We start from the raw sequence: 16,975 nt of genomic DNA, 5'->3' as shown, positions 1-16,975 counted from the left end.
AGTTCATCCGTGGTAAGATGGGTGTAGGTCATTTGTGGTCACTCCTTTGTATTCTTTGGTCGGAATTACAAGTTGAGTGTACCACAAATGGCTGTTTTAGTTGTCTAGCTTAATTTTACAATCGGCGATTTAAAGAAAGCGCTTCACTTACTTATGAGAGCAAGTTATAATATAACTGAGGGGTGATGAACGTTGAACGAATTATTGTGGAAAGAGTTTGTCATTAAAAAAGTAATTAATCCTGATGCATTACCGGATAAAATAGCTAATTCATGGGGAGTATGTCGCAAAAAGGATTTAAATCCGTTTCAAATGGTTAGTAATACAGTATTACGTTATGACCAATTATCAATGAAACAGAAGCGTCATAAACTATTAATTGATTTAGTTGAAGAAGAGATTATCAAGATATCTAAAATTTTAAATCAAAGTGAATCATTGTTTATCTTAACCGATGCAGAAGGCTATATTATTTGGAGGCAAGGGAATGCTAGAGCGATTGATCAAGCAAATAATATTGGCTTCTTTGAGGGGAGTCGGTGGAACGAGCTCGATGTGGGAACAAATGCGATATCACTCGCTATATCAAAAAGGATGAGTCAAAAGCTATCTCGTTTTGAGCACTATGCAGTTGCATCGCATGAATGGAGTTGTTTTGCATGTCCCATATTTGATGGGGATCATCTAGTAGGCATATTAGATATTTCCACCTATAAGAATAATCATATTGAACACCAAAGTGTTACACAGTTAATTGCTGAGCGTGTCATGAACCGTTTATTCCAACGTCGAATCTAGCAACAGCAAGCTTTAATGACTTATGTAGTAGGTACTGATAATCATAGCGTGCTTTGCAATGAGCACAAGCAAGTGGTTTACTTTCCTACTGAAATGGAAAGGTATAAGCAACTATCTCTAGGTATTGATATTGAAGCTTTTTGTCATCAATATGACGGTCTGTATAATGTTGAGTCCCTTTTGTATGATCAGGAGCTGATCGGTTATAAGTATCAATTCTATACCAATAATCATACAGAAAGAAAATATTATCCAGGTGTACTATCAGAGAATAAGACTTATCAGAATTTTTTAGAGAAAGCTTATAAGGCGGCTGAGGGTACTGTACCCGTTCATATACGAGGTGAATCAGGTTCTGGTAAGGAGATTATTGCCAAAACGATTCACTATAATAGTCCATATAAGGATGGACCATTAATTAGTCTAAATTGTGGTTCAATTAGTGAAAACTTACTAGAAAGTGAGTTGTTTGGGTATGCGGCTGGGGCATTTACCGGAGCGAGCAAGGAAGGCTATAGCGGTAAGATGCGACAAGCAGAAGGAGGCACACTCTTCTTAGACGAAGTGGACAGTATGTCTTTAAAAATGCAAGCAGCATTACTACGTGCGATTGAAGAAAAACAGGTGACACCGATTGGTAGCAATAAATCTTACACGGTTGATTTTCGAATTGTGACAGCAACTAATCAGGATTTGAAAACTGCCGTTTGTGAAGGTCGCTTTAGAGAAGATTTATACTACCGACTCTATGTCATTCCACTTCAAATACCACCTTTACGTCAACGAACAGAAGATTTACTTCCATTAATTGAATCATTCTGCCAGAAGAAAAAGTGGCAAATTACGTGGAAGAGAGAATTATTCGACATAACGAAACACTATCCTTGGCATGGGAATATTCGAGAGTTTAACAATTTTCTTGAACGGTTGTATATGTTCTATCCTATCGAACAACCTAGCTCGCATGTCATCAAAGAGTTAATTGAAATGACCACCTTTAGTGCTCCACAAGCACCAAGTAACCTTAGGGTGAAAATAGAACAAGAAAAAAATATACAACCTAAAAATGAAGCAGAAAAAATTCTTCAAACACTTGAAGAATATAATTATCATAAGAGTCACGCTGCGAAAGCTTTGAATATGTCACGAACTACCCTCTATCGCAAGATTAAGAAATACCAATTAGATGTAATATAGATAAACTTGAGATAGGATTACCTCTGTGATTGGCCATCTTTTTTCTTACTTCGATGATTGGATAAATAAAAAGCGAGAACCCATGGTTTAAGGGGTTCTCGCTTTTTTGTTTATAAACTGTTTCACCTTGTTCCACATAGGACACAGGATACACCAATTGAAACAAATTGTTGCATCTTGTTACATAAAGTATTTTATTCAATGAGTCAATATAGTTTATATCGCCTTTTCAAAAGTTGGCACGGAAATTGCTATATATTAAGTAGAGACGAAACATCATTAAAGGAGCGATGATAAAGCAAAAATTATACGCAATAATACATTAAGGGAAAGGAGTCTGGACTGAATGAATGAATTTACTAATAATGTAATTCAAGCATTTAGCGATGCGCAGACGCTTGCTAAAGAAAGACAACAGATTCAAGTTGATATCCCTCATCTATGGTCAGTCTGGATGCAACCTAAACATTTTGTGTTTGATTTCTATGAATCACTAGAGATTGATATTAACGAGATGGTACAACTCATTAATCAGGAATTGGATAAGTTACCTGTGAGTCGAGGGAGTGATAGTCAATTCGCTCAACAGCAGACGCCGAGGTACGATCGTTTAATTGAAAGTGTAAAAGAAGAAGCGAATGAATTGCGCGATGAAATCTGTAGTTCTGAGCATTTTATTCTGGCACTGATGAATCAAAACTATAATCCAATCACAGCATTCTTATTAAAAAATGATATAGATCGTGATCTTATATTAGAAAAACTGAATCGGGTTCGTAAGGGGAAACGAGCAACTTCTGAGAACCAAGAGATGGTATATCACGCATTGGATCAGTATTCAACAAACTTAAATGAACGGTACCAACAAGGTAAGCTTGATAAGATTATTGGACGGGAGCAAGAAATTGAAGAAATTATTCGTGTCTTGTCAAGAAAAGCAAAGAATAATGCTATTTTAATCGGGCTGCCTGGTGTAGGTAAGACAGCGATTGTCGAAGGATTGGTACAAAAGATTGAACAAGGACTCGTTCCTAAGAACTTGAAGGATAAAGTCGTTTATAACTTAGACATGAGCTCACTTGTTGCAGGTGCTAAATATCGAGGTGAATTTGAAGAACGGTTAAAAGCTGTTCTAAATGATGTGCGAGATTCAAATGATAAAATTATTTTGTTCATTGATGAAATTCATACGATTGTAGGGGCAGGTAAGACCGAAGGTTCGATGGATGCAGGAAATATTCTCAAGCCAATGTTAGCTCGGGGTGAGCTTCGCTGTATAGGAGCAACAACTCAAGATGAATATCGGGAGAATATTGAAAAAGACAAAGCCTTAGAACGGCGTTTCCAACGAATTCATGTCTCAGAGCCACCTGTTGATGAAGCGATTGATATATTATCAGGCGTGAAGGACAGTTATGAAGTATATCATGGAGTTGAGATTACTGAAGATGCCATCATAGCCGCTGTGAATCTCTCGAATCGTTACATGACCGATCGATTCCTGCCGGATAAGGCCATTGACTTGATGGACGAGGCAAGTGCTGTTCGACATATTCAGATAAAGAGTATGCCGGCACAAATCCAAACATTAAAAGATGAGATCACTCAAGTCAAGATTGAAAAACTAAAACAAGAACAGGGCTTTACAGAAAACGTTGAAGAAGACTTAAGTCGTAACTTAGATCAATTAAACGCTCGGTTAGATCAGAAAATAAAGCATTGGGAAGTTGAACAAAAGATCATTGAACAGTTACAAGAATTGAATGAAGATAAAATCTATCAATTAAAATTAGCTAAAGAAGCTCAGCTAAAAGGTGAATTAGACGAGTACGTACAGATTACTCAACTACTTCTTCCTAATATTAATAGAAAGATAGAAGCCTTAGAAGAACAACGACTAGCAAATATCGATGAATTATATCTCATTCGACATACAGTGGAAGAGTCAGATATTGCAGAAATTGTTGAGAAACTAACAGGGATTAAAGTCCAAGGGGTTATGGAAAATGAACGACAACGGCTATTGCAATTAGATCAAATTATTAAGCAACGTGTTGTTGGCCAAGATCAAGCTGTAGACAAGGTGGCTCAAGCTATCATCCGGTCTAGAGCGGGCGTTCAAGATCCAAACCATCCAATCGGCTCATTCTTATTCTTAGGTCCTACCGGCGTAGGAAAGACTCAACTTGCTAAATCACTGGCAGATGTCTTGTTCGGTAGTGAGCTAGAGATGGTTCGCTTGGATATGTCAGAATTTATGGAGAAGCATGCTGTAGCCAAATTAGTGGGACCACCTCCAGGTTATATAGGCTATGAAGAAGGGGGACAGCTAACAGAAGCAGTAAGGCACCGACTCTATTCCGTAGTCTTATTCGATGAAATAGAAAAAGCTCATCCAGATGTGTTCAATATTCTCTTACAAGTTCTAGATGAAGGGCGATTAACGGATTCACAGGGGAGAACGATTGACTTTAAAAATACAATCCTAATTATGACGAGTAATATCGGATCACTGAAGTTGCTCGAAGGGTTAGAGCGAGATAAGGAAATATCCGAGAAAGTTCAAAATGAAGTCAAAGATGAACTGAAACATCATTTCCGACCCGAGTTTCTAAATCGAATTGATAATATATTATTATTTAATCCACTGACCTTGGGTGATATGCACAGTATAGTTGACTTAATGATTGCTGATTTAGCTCAGCGTTTACATCGTCATCGGATTGATTTAGTTGTATCTGAAGAAGTGAAAGGCTGGATTGCAGAAAATGGTTATGATCCAACACTTGGTGCGAGGCCTCTTCAACGATTTATCGTTGATCAATTGGAAACGCCTCTAGCCAGGGAATTAATAAAACAAGATATTATCTCAGATACTTGGGCATTCGTAAAGCTTAATAACGGTCAATTAAGGTTTAGTTATTTGGAGAAAGAAAATGAATAATTTTGAAAGCGTTTTAAAAAAGGAGGTAAAGTAATTTGAAGCATTATGATGTATTGGTCATTGGTGCGGGTCCAGGTGGTTATGTTGCAGCGGAAGAAGCAGCTCGTTTGGGTAAGAATGTCGCGGTAATTGACCGCCAAGCTATTGGAGGAACATGCTTGAATGTTGGCTGTATCCCGAGTAAAGCTTATTTAGAGCATGCTCACTGGATTGATTCCATAAGTAAAGCACAACAAAATGGTATGCAGGTGGAGTTGAGTGGCGTGGTCTTTACTCAACTATACGAGCGAAAAAATAAAGTTATCGCAAGTTTACAAAAAGGGATTCACTCTACATTTAAATCATTAAACATTGATTTTATTGAAGGGGAGGCAATCTATACCTCAAATAATACATTTGAAGTCAATGGCGAAAAAATCACTTATGAAGATGTGTTGTTAGCAACAGGAAGTCAACCATTTGTACCACCGATACCTGGGTTAAGTTCACAACCGTATCTAACGACAGATACCTTCTTCTCAATGGAAGTATTACCAGAGAAGTTAGTGATTATTGGCGGTGGCGTCATTGCAGTTGAATTGGCCTTTGCAATGGAAGCACTGGGTGTTGAGGTGACCATGCTTGAAGTTGCCAAAGACATTCTACTCACAGAAGACGAAGATGCAAGAAAAATCATTAAGCAGAAGTTAAAGAACCGCATGACAGTCGAAACGGAAGTGGTTATTAAAAACGTTACAAATAACACCGTTGAACTGGAAGGTGATAAGCAATATACCTATGATCGATTACTCATCGCAACCGGGCGTAAACCGAATATAGACTTAGCTCAAGCGATGAATCTTGAATTTGATGAGCAAGGTAAGTTTATAGCAGTGGATGAATATTATCAAACATCGAAACCCCATGTCTACGCTGTTGGTGACGTGATTGGTGGCTATACACTAGCTCATTCAGCCAGTACAGAAGGAATTAAAGCTGTTCGGGCGATGAATAAGATGAAAGAACGTCCGCTCCTCAATTGTCACGTTCCTAGATCACTCTTTACACATCCTGAAGTGGCGACCTTCGGTCTTTCTGAAGAAGAAGCTAAAGTGCAAGGTTATGACGTTGTAATATCTCAATTGCCATTCGGCTTTAATGGTCGTGCAATTGCAGTCGATCAGACAGAGGGTTTTATTAAGTTAATAGTCGAACGTAAATATGGCGAGATTCTTGGAGCAATTATTTGTGGTCCAGAGGCGACAGAAATATTACATCAAGTACTCACACTAGTAGAAGCAGAAGGTACGATCTATGAACTAGCCTCAACGGTTTACTCACATCCAACAGTTTCTGAACTTGTTCAAGATGTTGCTAAAGTGATTGTAAGAGAAATATAAGGAGGAAGAAATAATGGTTAAAGAAAAATCAATTCCACAATTAGAAGGACGTAGCGAAACGGCGTTAAAAGATTTGGTACAACTAGAGATTCGGACATCAACCAAAGCTGCCGCGGAGGCTGTGACTGCAGATAAAGCGAAAGACATGTATCAGACAATGGAAAATATCCGGAATTTTGAAGACAATGTGAGACGATTCTTCGCACAAGGGATAATTCCAGGATTTGTGCACTTATATGCTGGGGAGGAAGCTGTTGCGACGGGTATTTGCGCTCACTTGACAGATGATGATTATATTACTTCTACTCACCGTGGTCATGGTCATTGTATTGCTAAAGGCGGCGATCTCAACGGTATGATGGCAGAAATCTTTGGTAAAGAGACTGGTTTAGGTAAAGGTAAAGGAGGATCAATGCACATTGCCGATGTGGATAAAGGGATTCTAGGTGCTAACGGAATGGTTGGTGCAGGATTCGGTCTGGCAACTGGTGCAGGAATGAAAATCAAATATAAAAAAGAAGACAATGTAGCAGTTTGTTTCTTTGGAGATGGGGCTTCTAACGAAGGGTTATTCCACGAGTGTTTAAACATGGCTTCAATCTGGAATTTACCTATTATCTTTGTTTGTGAGAATAACTTCTTTGCTGAGTCAACACCACAGTGGTATGCATCGGCTTCGGATACGATAGCTGAAAGAGCGGCAGCTTATGATATGCCAGGTGTTCGTGTAGATGGTAAGGACTTAATGGCTGTATATGAAGTAGCAGGAGAATATATTGAACGCGCTCGTAAAGGAGAAGGCCCTGCTTTAATTGAATGTGTTACATTCCGTAATTATGGTCACTTTGAAGGTGATGAACAAAATTATAAAAACAAAGAAGATGGCTTTGAAAAACGATTAGCGGACACGGATCCTCTGGATATATTTAGAGATTATGCAGTGGAACATGGACTGCTCACACTGGAAGAACTTGATGACATTCGGTCGCAATCAGAAGCTGATATCGAAGCTGCTATTAAGTTTGCAGAAGAGAGTCCACAACCAAGACCTGAATCTTTATATGAAGATGTTTTTGCTGAGTAACCCAAACACAGAAAGGAGACAATACAATGACCAGACAAATTAACTTTATGAATGCAATTAACGAGGCTTTAGACCAAGCAATGGAAAAAGATGAGAATGTTATTCTGTTAGGAGAAGATATTCACGGAGGAACCGCAGTCCCTCACTTGGAAGAGCAGAATGAAGATGCTTGGGGAGGGGTATTTGGAGTTACGAAAGGTTTAGGACCAAAATATGGCTTAGATCGAGTGATTGATACCCCGCTATCCGAGATGGGATATATGGGTGCAGCTGTTGGAATGGCAGCAACTGGCTTAAGACCTGTTCCAGAGTTAATGTTTAATGATTTTATTGGTTTTTCTTTTGACTCATTATTAGGACAAGCTTCAAAAATGCGTTATATGTTTGGAGGCAAAGCCACTGTTCCAATGACTGTTCGAACAAACCATGGTGCCGGAGCTTCAGCCGCAGCACAACACTCAGGGTCTTATTATGGAATGATAGGATCGATTCCAGGTATCAAGTGTGTGGTCCCAGCGACAGCCTATGATGCGAAAGGCTTACTCTTAGCTTCGATTGAAGATAACAATACAGTCGTATTCTTTGAAGATAAAACTCTATATGGACTCAAAGGAGAAGTGCCAGAAGAATATTATACTGTTGAGATTGGAAAAGCAAATGTCGTTCGTGAAGGTGAAGACTTAACGATTGTAACCATTGGAAAGATGTTATATGTGGCTTTAAATGTGGCTGAGACTCTCGAAAAAGATGGAGTATCTGTTGAAGTTATTGATTTACGGACAGTAGCACCTTGGGATCAAGAAACGGTCATTGAATCTGTTAAGAAAACAAATCGTTTAATTGTTATTGATGAAGCAAACCCTCATAACAATACAGCTACAGATATTGCATCGGTTGTAGGACAGAAAGCTTTTGATTATCTTGATGGCCCTATCAAAACCATCTGTGCACCAAATACACCTACACCGTTCGCAACAAATCTAGAAGCACTTTATCTACCAGATGCGGAAAAAGTATTAACAGAAGCAGCTGAATTAATCGATGATCTCAAAGCAAGAGCATAAGGGGGGAGTATAAATGGCAAAAAATATTGTAATGCCTACCTTGGGCTTAACGATGACAGAAGGGACCATTGAAACACTGTATTTCAATGAAGGAGATGCAATAAACACAGGAGATGTGATTGCAGAGATAAGTTCTGAAAAATTATCAAGTCCTGTAGAATCACCCGTCAGTGGTACTATATTGAAAATCAATGTACAAGAAGGGGATGTTCTACCCATTAAAGAAGTTATAGCTATTGTAGGTGAAGAAGGTGAAGAAGTAGCATCAGACGAACAGGATAAGGATGTTCCAGAAGAAGCATCTGAAGAAGTTTCAAGTGCTTCAACGAAAGAAGAGACGAGCAGTAAACCACGTAATCAAGGAAGCGATGGTGAGCGAATCTTTGCAACACCTCTTGCTCGTAAGATGGCTGAAGAGAAGGGGATTGATCTCTCGGATGTTAACGGAACGGGTGGCAATCATCGTATTACGCGTCTAGATATTGATAGATATGTACCAAGTGAAAAAGTCGTATCAAGTGTTCAAAGTAAGGATACCGCTACATGGGGTATTGGCTTAAGTGGGATGCGTAAGACGATTGCACAACGAATGATGGAAAGTGTTCAAACAACAGCTCAAGTAACAAACCACAGAAAAGTCGATATAACCAACTTAATGGCTTTCCGCAAAGAGATAAAAGAAAAAGTCTCTCGTCCACTAAATAAAGGTGAATTATCGATTAATACTTTAGTGACAAGAGCGGTGATATTAGCCTTACAAGAAAACAGAGAATTGAATGCTTGGTATCATAATGGAATCCATGAAGTACAAGAAGCTATTCATATTGGTATGGCAACAGACATCGAAGAAGGCCTTGTTGTTCCAGTCATTCGAGAGGCAGATCAAATGACTTTATCTCAACTTGGTTCTACCATCGCAAGCGTTGCTTCACAAGCTCGAAATGGTAGCTTACCAGGAGACTTATATTCAGGATCAACATTCACTATTACGAATCTAGGTGGTGCTAATATTGAGTACTTTACTCCAATCATTAATCTGCCAGAAGTAGCAATACTCGGAGTAGGTACTTTAAGCGATGAACTTGCGTTAGACACTGAAGGAACCGTCACCGTTCATCAAAAATTACCATTAAGCTTAACCTATGATCATCAAATTATTGATGGCGCACCAGCCTCTCGTTTCTTAGAGACAGTATCTGAATACCTTAATGACCCATACAGATTGATGTTATAAAAATAAAAGAGAATAAGCGTAAAGAAAGCAACAGAACTAGCCCAATTTTGTTAGTTCTGTTGCTTTTTGATTGAATGAGGATTGTGAGGTATCCATGGATTTTAATAGTTTTCTCAATGCTTGATAGGGTTTCGATATTGAAGAGGTTTGAGTAATTAGGTACGAAATGACTTACTACTTTAGACAGTTTGGTCCGTGGCGGCGCTTTACGACGCCCCATCTTCTAATTTACAAATATATTAAAGAGGGAGTTATTTCGGATTGTAACGGGAGTAGTGACATGTGGCAATGGATGTATTATAACGGATTTTAATTTAGAGATTGATAGCATAAAAAAATATTATTCGTTTTAGAATTATTAATGAAACCTCTTACAATGAATTATATAAATTTATAGGTGATTATAAATTAACATAGTGAGTTAGGAGCCAAATACTAGCAAGCGCTATCATTTGTGTTATAATAAAAATATATATTATTCTAAGGAGGAATTATTTTATGGCATATCAAACAAAGTATCCCTTTACTAACGAGGTTTTGAAGACATACGAAAATATTTCGGATCAAGAGATTGAGAAACATCTAGAGAATGGTCACAGGTTATACAAACAATGGCGCAAAGAGGGGCAATTAGAAGATAGAAAAGCGGTCTTATATAAAGTAGCTGAAATTTTACGTCGTGATATCGATAAATACGCTGAGATTATGACAAAAGATATGGGTAAATTATTCGAAGAAGCTAAGGGTGAAGTCGAATTATCTGCTTCCATTGCAGAATACTATGCTGATAAGGCTGACGAATTCCTGAAACCAATTCCTTTTGAAACAGATACAGGAGACGCTTATGTCGTGCGCCAAGCAACAGGGGTGATTATGGCAGTGGAGCCATGGAACTTCCCTTACTACCAAATTATGCGCGTATTCGCACCAAACTATGTAGCAGGTAACCCAATGGTTCTTAAGCATGCTTCCATCTGTCCAGGATCTGCTCAAGCTTTTGAAGATTTAGTAAAAGAAGCTGGCGGGCAAGAAGGAGCCTACAAGAACTTATTCGCAGATTATGATCAAGTTGCTAAAGTGATTGCTGATCCGCGTGTTTCAGGTGTTTGTTTAACAGGTTCTGAACGTGGGGGAGCAACGATTGCTGAGATTGCTGGGCGTAACTTGAAGAAATCGACCTTAGAACTTGGTGGTAATGATGCATTTATCGTCTTGGATGATGCGAACTTAGATGGCCTAAAAGAATTACTACCAGGCTTACGTTTGAATAATGCCGGGCAAGTGTGTACTTCTTCTAAACGTTTCATCGTGACAGAGAAAAATTACGATGCATTCTTAAAGATATTAGTTGAAAGCTTCAAAGGAGCTAAATGGGGAGATCCAATGGATCCAGAAACAACCTTAGCCCCACTATCATCAGCAAAAGCGAAAGAAGAGGTCTTAGAACTAATTCAATTAGCAGTTGATAATGGAGCAAAAGTGGTTTATGGTAACGAGCCGATTGACCATCCAGGTAACTTTGTAATGCAAACGATATTGACTGATATTACAAAAGACAACCCAATCTTTAATAAAGAAATCTTTGGTCCCGTAGCTATCGTTCATAAAGTTAAAGATGAAGATGAGGCGGTAGAGTTAGCCAACGATTCTAGTTATGGGCTTGGTGGTTCAGTTTATGGTGAGGATTTAGACCATGCTCGCAAAGTTGCCGAAAAAGTGGAGACAGGGATGTCTTTTATGAACTCCGGTTGGACCTCACTGCCAGAATTGCCATTCGGTGGCGTTAAAAACTCAGGTTATGGTCGCGAATTAAGTGAATTAGGCTTTACTGCTTTCTTAAATGAACATTTAATTTATACACCTAAACAATAAAATACTTTTAAATATAAGAAATAGGGCTTGTGTATCAGGTCCTATCCCTACTTTTAATCAAGTACTATTTAGAGAGACATCAGTAGAATAATAGGCATACCAAATAATTCTTCAAAAGCCTACTTTTTGTAGAAATTTGGTACAATTTAATTAATCATATCGTTTCCCATGTAGTACTAAATAGTGAATAGATCTTAGAAATCAGTCCTTACATCCAATCAGAACGACCTTATGCTTTTTAGTGTGAGGTTGTTTTTTTGGTTTTATATTTTTTAGTGTTGGTGAGAAATCACCCGCACTATTTTTGTATACACAAAAAGCCAGTGATTCCCGCTATGATGTAAGTACGACCAAACACATAAGAAAGGAAATCAACATGGCTTACTTACATTCTACCGCCATCGGCTCAATCGACGTCCCTGGATGTGAAGGTGACCCATCGAAAAGACCTCACGGTGACGGGGATCTCGATCATCTGCCTCAAGCCTGTTCTCACTGTGGCTGTCTAAATCAAAGTAGTCATGATATCATACGAAACGGTACGATGAATTCCGTCGTTTTATTGGGACAATACAACTTTCAGCCTGTCTATTAAAAGTTAAGGAAACAACGCTATTTGTGTAAACATTGCCGTGGGACCACAGTAGCTGTCACTTCCTTAACTCGTCGGCATTGTTTTATTTCTAATGCGGTGAAGTATGTCATCTTTGAAGAATTAGCTCAGATGCAGTCCATGACCTTCATCGCCCAACACCTGAATGTTTCAACCACGACGGTCATCCGTCAATTAAAAACCTATGGGGACAACCTAAATCCTAAATCCAGTTGCTTACCGTCCCACTTGACGATCGATGAATTTAAATCGGCTAAAAATGTTCCTGGGGCAATGTCGTGTCTGATAATGAATAACGCGACACATCAAATGGTGGATATCCTTGAAGGCCGAACTCAAGGGTATTTAAGGGCTTATTTCTTACGGTTCTCAATGGAAGAACGACGGCAGGTAAAAACCATCACCATGGATAGGTATTCCCACACAAGATGAGAACAGCGTTTCGAACCTTAACTTCCTACGCGTTAGATATTAAAAACAGCTTAACTTATACACTCTCGAATAGCGTTGTGGAAGGCACCGTAAATAAAATCAAGATAATCAAACGATCTGACTAAGGTTATCGCAATTACGGTCACTTAAGATGTCGTATTTTAATCTCAACCCAGCTTCAACAACGTAATACTGGACCTGTACGCCCATTGTATTTTTGTGACGAAGAGGCCCTATAAAAGAATATCCTCTAATCCAACAGATCGCGAAATAACTTACATCAAAAAATAAGACGATAGAACTAAATCTATCGCCTTAAATATTCACCAACACTATTTGTCAAAGAACCAAAGTAAGACTAAAATCTAACCTTTGGGGGTATCAATATATCAAAATTTAATCTACTAACAAAATCGCCTACACTCTCTAAACCCTACTCACTATAATACTTCTGCAATCTCTCAATCGCTATTGCAGTTTTAGCGCGGGTATTGAAGGCGGTCAGTCTAAAGTATCCTTCACCGCTTGGTCCAAATCCTACTCCTGGGGTTCCCACTACTTGAACTTTTTCCAATAACTGATCGAAGAATTCCCAGGATGAGACACCAACTGGCGTTTTAAGCCAAATATAAGGTGCATTGTCGCCACCATAAACGGTTGCACCTACTTCTTTCAAACCTTCCTTGATCATTCGAGCATTTTCCATATAATAGCTAATATTTTCCTCGATTTGTGTCCTGGCAGGTTCTTGGTAACAAGCCCAACCGGCTCTTTGGATGATGTAAGGGGCGCCATTGAATTTGGTCGATTGACGGCGGTGCCACATTTGGTTCAAATTCATATTTAGGAAAGTCAGTGCTTTTGGAATGACGGAGTATCCCAAACGTAAGCCAGTAAAACCGGCTTTCTTAGAGAAACTACGGACCTCAATCGCACAACGCTCGGCACCTTCACATTCATAGATGGAATGAGGAATACCGTCTTCTTGAATATAAGCTTCATAAGCTGCATCGAAGAGGATTAAACTTTCATTTTCTAAGGCAAAATCGACCCATTGTTGCAGTTCATCTTTCGTTAGAGTCATCCCTGTCGGGTTATTGGGGTAGCATAAGTAGATGACATCAACTTTCTCAGTAGGGAGGGCAGGTCGGAAGTGATTTTCCGCATGACTTTCTAAATAGACAAGCTCACTCCATTGACCAAGCTCTTCATTCCATTCGCCCAAGCGACCTGTGAGTACATTGCTGTCGATGTAGACAGGGTAGATAGGGTCTCCCATGGCGATGATGCTATCGAGTGCGAATAATTCTTGCAAGTTGGCGATATCACTTTTGGCGCCGTCTGATATAAAGACTTCACTGCTATCCATTGACAGGCCAACTTCTTGATAATCATGTTGGGCTATTGCCTCTCTCAGAAAGTCATAACCGCCTTCAGGGCCATATCCACGAAAAGTATCAGTAGAAGCTTGTTCATCCACCGCTTGATGGAGGGCTTGAATGATTCCTGGAACAAGGGGTTGGGTCACATCCCCGATACCTAAACGAATAATCTCTTTGTCAGGGTTTAGTTGAGTGTAAGTGTCAATTTTTTGAGCAATGGTTGAGAATAAGTAACTGTCAGAAATCCTTGAATAATTATGATTTGCTTGCATGATAAATCCTCCTAATGTACTTGTGGAAAGTAGTGACCAGTGAATGAAGTGCGGGCAGGGCCTTCCATATAAACATGCCCTGTGTCGCTCCGATCCCACGTGATTGTGAGTGTTCCCCCTAAGAGGTTCACCTTAATCGTCTCTTCAGTAAGACCATTCAACACCCCGGCGACCGCAACCGCACAGGCGCCGGTTCCGCAAGCCAAAGTCTCGCCACTCCCACGTTCCCACACGCGCATGCTAATTTCTTGCCGGTTGTGAACGTGGGCAAATTCGGTATTGATTTGTTCAGGAAAGCGCGTGTCATATTCAAAGCGAGGTCCAAGTGTTTGTAAGTCCAAGTCTTTGATATTTTCTTGAAAGATAACGAGATGAGGGTTCCCCATCGATACACCAGTCACTTGATAAGCTTGCCCGGCGATTGTAATGGCCTGATTAATCCATTGGTCTTCCTCTACCGTAATTGGAATCAAGGCCGTGTCGATAATTGCTTGGCCCATATTGACCCGAGCTCCTGTGACTTCACCTTGATCATTGAAAATGAGCTGGACGGTTTTGACGCCACTTAGTGTCTCAATCTCAATCGATTCTTGATCCCAAAGGCCATTATCGTAGATAAATTTGGCTAAACAACGGATGCCATTGCCGCACATCCGACCTTCGCTGCCATCTAGGTTGAACATCCGCATCTGGAAATCTGCCTTATTAGATGGGCGAAGCACGATTAGACCATCACTACCAATGCCAAAGTGTCGTTCACTTACTTGAATTGCTAATTCTGCTAGATCTTCAATCTCTTCCTTTAAGTCATTAATATAAACATAGTCATTGCCAATTCCTTCCATTTTTGTAAAGGGAATGGCCTTTTTATTTGTTAATTTTGTCATAACACTCTCTCCTTAATTTAGTGAATAAAAAATAGGACCACGAACAAAAGTCCATGATCCTTCCAGTAGAAGAGTGGTATACTTTTGCCCGGTAATTGCTTGCACAATCAGCTTAACTGGCAGTTAAGTTGAACAGTTAGCCACCTATTATGATGACTAACCAACGATAATTCGTTTCGGCGATATCCCCTCAGACCCATAAGTCCTCATGTCAACCGCGCCTCGCACAATACCTTTTTATAGAGTAACATTGATACTAATTGACGTCAACTAATTACTAATCATGTTTTAATAATTAGTAAAATATTGTTCAATTTCCCATGGTGAGACATATTTGGCATATTCCTCGTACTCTTTTGTTTTGGCTTTAATAAAGCTAGTAGAGATATGCGGCCCTAAAGCATCCAAGATTGGGTCTGAAGCTTTCAATTCATGTATGGCTTCTTGTAATGAACCCGGCAAGCTTGTAATCCCTTGGTCAAGACGCTCGCGAGCGGTCATACTGTAGATGTTGCAATCAACCGGAGCCGGTGCTTCGAGTTCTTCTCTAATACCTTTTAATCCAGCGCTAAGAATCGTCGCTAGAGCAAGATAAGGATTGGCCGATGGATCGACACTCCTTAATTCAACACGGGTTGAGTTGCCACGAGCTGCTGGAATACGAATTAATGGGGAGCGGTTTTTCTCGCTCCAAGCCACATAGACTGGGGCCTCGTAGCCAGGGACCAGTCGTTTATAGGAGTTCACGGTTGGGTTGCAGACGGCAGTAAAGGCCGGTGCGTACTCCATCAGACCTGCAATAAAATGCTTGGCTGTCTTAGATAAGCCAGACCGCGTACTTTCATCGTAGAAAGAATTACCACTTTCAGTAAAGAGTGACATATTAAAGTGCATACCAGAACCATTGATGCCAAAAAGCGGTTTCGGCATAAACGTAGCATGAAGATTATGTCGTCGAGCTACGGTCTTAACAATGAGCTTGAAAGTTTGAATATTATCGCAAGCCATCACCGCATCAGCGTATTTCCAGTCGATCTCATGTTGCCCATCGGCCACTTCGTGATGACTAGCTTCAATCTCGAAGCCAAGAGCTTCTAGTTCTAGAACAATATCACGGCGACAGTTCTCCGCCAAATCTGTCGGCGCTAAGTCAAAGTAACCACCGTGATCATTCAATGTCATCGTTGGATTCCCTTCTTCATCTAACTTGAATAAGAAAAACTCTGCTTCGGGGCCTAAGTAAAAGTCAGAGAAGCCGAGTTCTTTCATCTCTTCCAGAACACGTTTCAAATTGCTTCTAGGGTCCCCTAAGAATAGCTCACGAGATGATGTCTCAACGTCACAGATCAGACGGGCAATGCGCTTGGTATCATCGCTTGCAATATTCCAATCAAAAATCAGCCAAGTTTGTAAGTCAGGTACCAAGTACATATCACTCTCTTCGATTCGTACAAAGCCTTCTATTGATGAACCATCAAAGGTCATATTGTTGTCTAAAGCTTTACTTAATTGAGACAGAGGAATTTCTACGTTTTTTATCGTACCTAAGATGTCGGTAAACATTAAGCGGATAAATTTTACATTATTTTCTTTCGCATCTGCCATAATTCGTTCTTTTGTCCAAGTCGTCGTCATATAAAACCCTCCAATAAAATATTAATAATATTATTTAGTATTGTTAGATTATATTCGCCGATTGTAAAATTAAGCTAGACAACTAAAACAGCCATTTGTGGTACACTCAACTTGTAATTCCGACCAAAGAATACAAAGGAGTGACCACAAATGACCTACACCCATCTTACCACGGATGAACT

At 39.6% G+C, this 16,975-nt stretch carries 13 protein-coding genes and 1 riboswitch; of the genes, 10 read left to right on the top strand and 3 right to left on the bottom strand.

Going from position 1 to position 16,975, the window contains the following annotated elements:
* Window positions 1-192: 192 nt before the first annotated feature.
* From FEZ33_RS10270 to FEZ33_RS13010, 10 genes are all read left to right on the top strand, one after another.
* A complete protein-coding gene (locus FEZ33_RS10270; RefSeq protein WP_138405297.1) occupies window positions 193-798 on the top strand; it encodes a GAF domain-containing protein in 606 nt (201 codons plus the stop codon).
* Between the two features lie 15 nt (window positions 799-813).
* Window positions 814-1,995: a sigma-54 interaction domain-containing protein gene (locus FEZ33_RS10265; protein ID WP_138405296.1), complete on the top strand. Its 1,182-nt coding sequence runs from the start codon at window positions 814-816 to the stop codon at window positions 1,993-1,995.
* A gap of 346 nt (window positions 1,996-2,341) precedes the next feature.
* Complete coding sequence (locus FEZ33_RS10260; protein WP_138405295.1) at window positions 2,342-4,939, top strand: ATP-dependent Clp protease ATP-binding subunit; 2,598 nt, start codon at window positions 2,342-2,344, stop codon at window positions 4,937-4,939.
* A gap of 35 nt (window positions 4,940-4,974) precedes the next feature.
* Complete coding sequence (gene lpdA, locus FEZ33_RS10255; RefSeq protein WP_138405294.1) at window positions 4,975-6,318, top strand: dihydrolipoyl dehydrogenase; 1,344 nt, start codon at window positions 4,975-4,977, stop codon at window positions 6,316-6,318.
* 13 nt (window positions 6,319-6,331) lie between these two features.
* The gene (locus tag FEZ33_RS10250; protein WP_138405293.1) at window positions 6,332-7,402 is read left to right on the top strand and encodes a thiamine pyrophosphate-dependent dehydrogenase E1 component subunit alpha; all 1,071 of its coding nucleotides are present in this window, start codon (window positions 6,332-6,334) and stop codon (window positions 7,400-7,402) included.
* Window positions 7,403-7,428: 26 nt separating this feature from the next.
* Window positions 7,429-8,466: an alpha-ketoacid dehydrogenase subunit beta gene (locus tag FEZ33_RS10245; RefSeq protein ID WP_138405292.1), complete on the top strand. Its 1,038-nt coding sequence runs from the start codon at window positions 7,429-7,431 to the stop codon at window positions 8,464-8,466.
* A gap of 13 nt (window positions 8,467-8,479) precedes the next feature.
* Window positions 8,480-9,700 (top strand): dihydrolipoamide acetyltransferase family protein, encoded by a 1,221-nt coding sequence (locus FEZ33_RS10240; RefSeq protein WP_138405291.1) that lies wholly within the window; start codon window positions 8,480-8,482, stop codon window positions 9,698-9,700.
* 498 nt (window positions 9,701-10,198) lie between these two features.
* A complete protein-coding gene (locus FEZ33_RS10235; protein ID WP_138405290.1) occupies window positions 10,199-11,572 on the top strand; it encodes an NAD-dependent succinate-semialdehyde dehydrogenase in 1,374 nt (457 codons plus the stop codon).
* Window positions 11,573-12,188: 616 nt separating this feature from the next.
* Entirely contained in the window at window positions 12,189-12,617 is a 429-nt protein-coding gene (locus FEZ33_RS10230) for a helix-turn-helix domain-containing protein (RefSeq protein ID WP_138405289.1), read from the top strand.
* Entirely contained in the window at window positions 12,614-12,742 is a 129-nt protein-coding gene (locus tag FEZ33_RS13010; protein ID WP_138405288.1) for a transposase, read from the top strand. The genes FEZ33_RS10230 and FEZ33_RS13010 overlap by 4 nt, the downstream gene beginning before the upstream one ends.
* A gap of 308 nt (window positions 12,743-13,050) precedes the next feature.
* On the opposite strand, the gene FEZ33_RS10220 is transcribed toward FEZ33_RS13010, so the two are convergent.
* The 3 genes from FEZ33_RS10220 to glnA all read right to left on the bottom strand — a co-directional run bounded on the left by FEZ33_RS10220 (window position 13,051) and on the right by glnA (window position 16,793).
* Complete coding sequence (locus tag FEZ33_RS10220; RefSeq protein WP_235888826.1) at window positions 13,051-14,271, bottom strand: LL-diaminopimelate aminotransferase; 1,221 nt, start codon at window positions 14,269-14,271, stop codon at window positions 13,051-13,053.
* 11 nt (window positions 14,272-14,282) lie between these two features.
* Entirely contained in the window at window positions 14,283-15,158 is an 876-nt protein-coding gene (gene dapF, locus FEZ33_RS10215) for a diaminopimelate epimerase (RefSeq protein WP_212746697.1), read from the bottom strand.
* 91 nt (window positions 15,159-15,249) lie between these two features.
* Window positions 15,250-15,390, bottom strand: a riboswitch (Lysine riboswitch).
* A gap of 56 nt (window positions 15,391-15,446) precedes the next feature.
* Window positions 15,447-16,793 carry a type I glutamate--ammonia ligase gene (glnA, locus tag FEZ33_RS10210; protein ID WP_138405287.1) on the bottom strand — a complete coding sequence of 449 codons (1,347 nt, stop codon included), beginning with the start codon at window positions 16,791-16,793 and terminating at the stop codon, window positions 15,447-15,449.
* Window positions 16,794-16,975: the final 182 nt, after the last annotated feature.

It is taken from the genome of Ruoffia tabacinasalis (genome assembly GCF_005864045.1).
Lineage (GTDB): Bacteria > Bacillota > Bacilli > Lactobacillales > Aerococcaceae > Ruoffia > Ruoffia tabacinasalis.
The sequence above is the reverse complement of the archived record's forward strand: the minus strand, read 5'-3'. Positions and strand labels throughout refer to the sequence as shown.

What these genes read in the sequence shown, in the direction of transcription:
- FEZ33_RS10265 (WP_138405296.1), top strand. Translation starts at nt 814, where the DNA reads ATGACTTATGTAGTAGGTACTGATAATCATAGCGTGCTTTGCAATGAG.
- FEZ33_RS10260 (WP_138405295.1), top strand. Translation starts at nt 2,342, where the DNA reads ATGAATGAATTTACTAATAATGTAATTCAAGCATTTAGCGATGCGCAG.
- FEZ33_RS10250 (WP_138405293.1), top strand. Translation starts at nt 6,332, where the DNA reads ATGGTTAAAGAAAAATCAATTCCACAATTAGAAGGACGTAGCGAAACG.
- FEZ33_RS10245 (WP_138405292.1), top strand. Translation starts at nt 7,429, where the DNA reads ATGACCAGACAAATTAACTTTATGAATGCAATTAACGAGGCTTTAGAC.
- FEZ33_RS10240 (WP_138405291.1), top strand. Translation starts at nt 8,480, where the DNA reads ATGGCAAAAAATATTGTAATGCCTACCTTGGGCTTAACGATGACAGAA.
- FEZ33_RS10235 (WP_138405290.1), top strand. Translation starts at nt 10,199, where the DNA reads ATGGCATATCAAACAAAGTATCCCTTTACTAACGAGGTTTTGAAGACA.
- FEZ33_RS13010 (WP_138405288.1), top strand. Translation starts at nt 12,614, where the DNA reads ATGAGAACAGCGTTTCGAACCTTAACTTCCTACGCGTTAGATATTAAA.
- FEZ33_RS10220 (WP_235888826.1), bottom strand. Translation starts at nt 14,271, where the DNA reads ATGCAAGCAAATCATAATTATTCAAGGATTTCTGACAGTTACTTATTC.
- dapF (WP_212746697.1), bottom strand. Translation starts at nt 15,158, where the DNA reads ATGACAAAATTAACAAATAAAAAGGCCATTCCCTTTACAAAAATGGAA.
- glnA (WP_138405287.1), bottom strand. Translation starts at nt 16,793, where the DNA reads ATGACGACGACTTGGACAAAAGAACGAATTATGGCAGATGCGAAAGAA.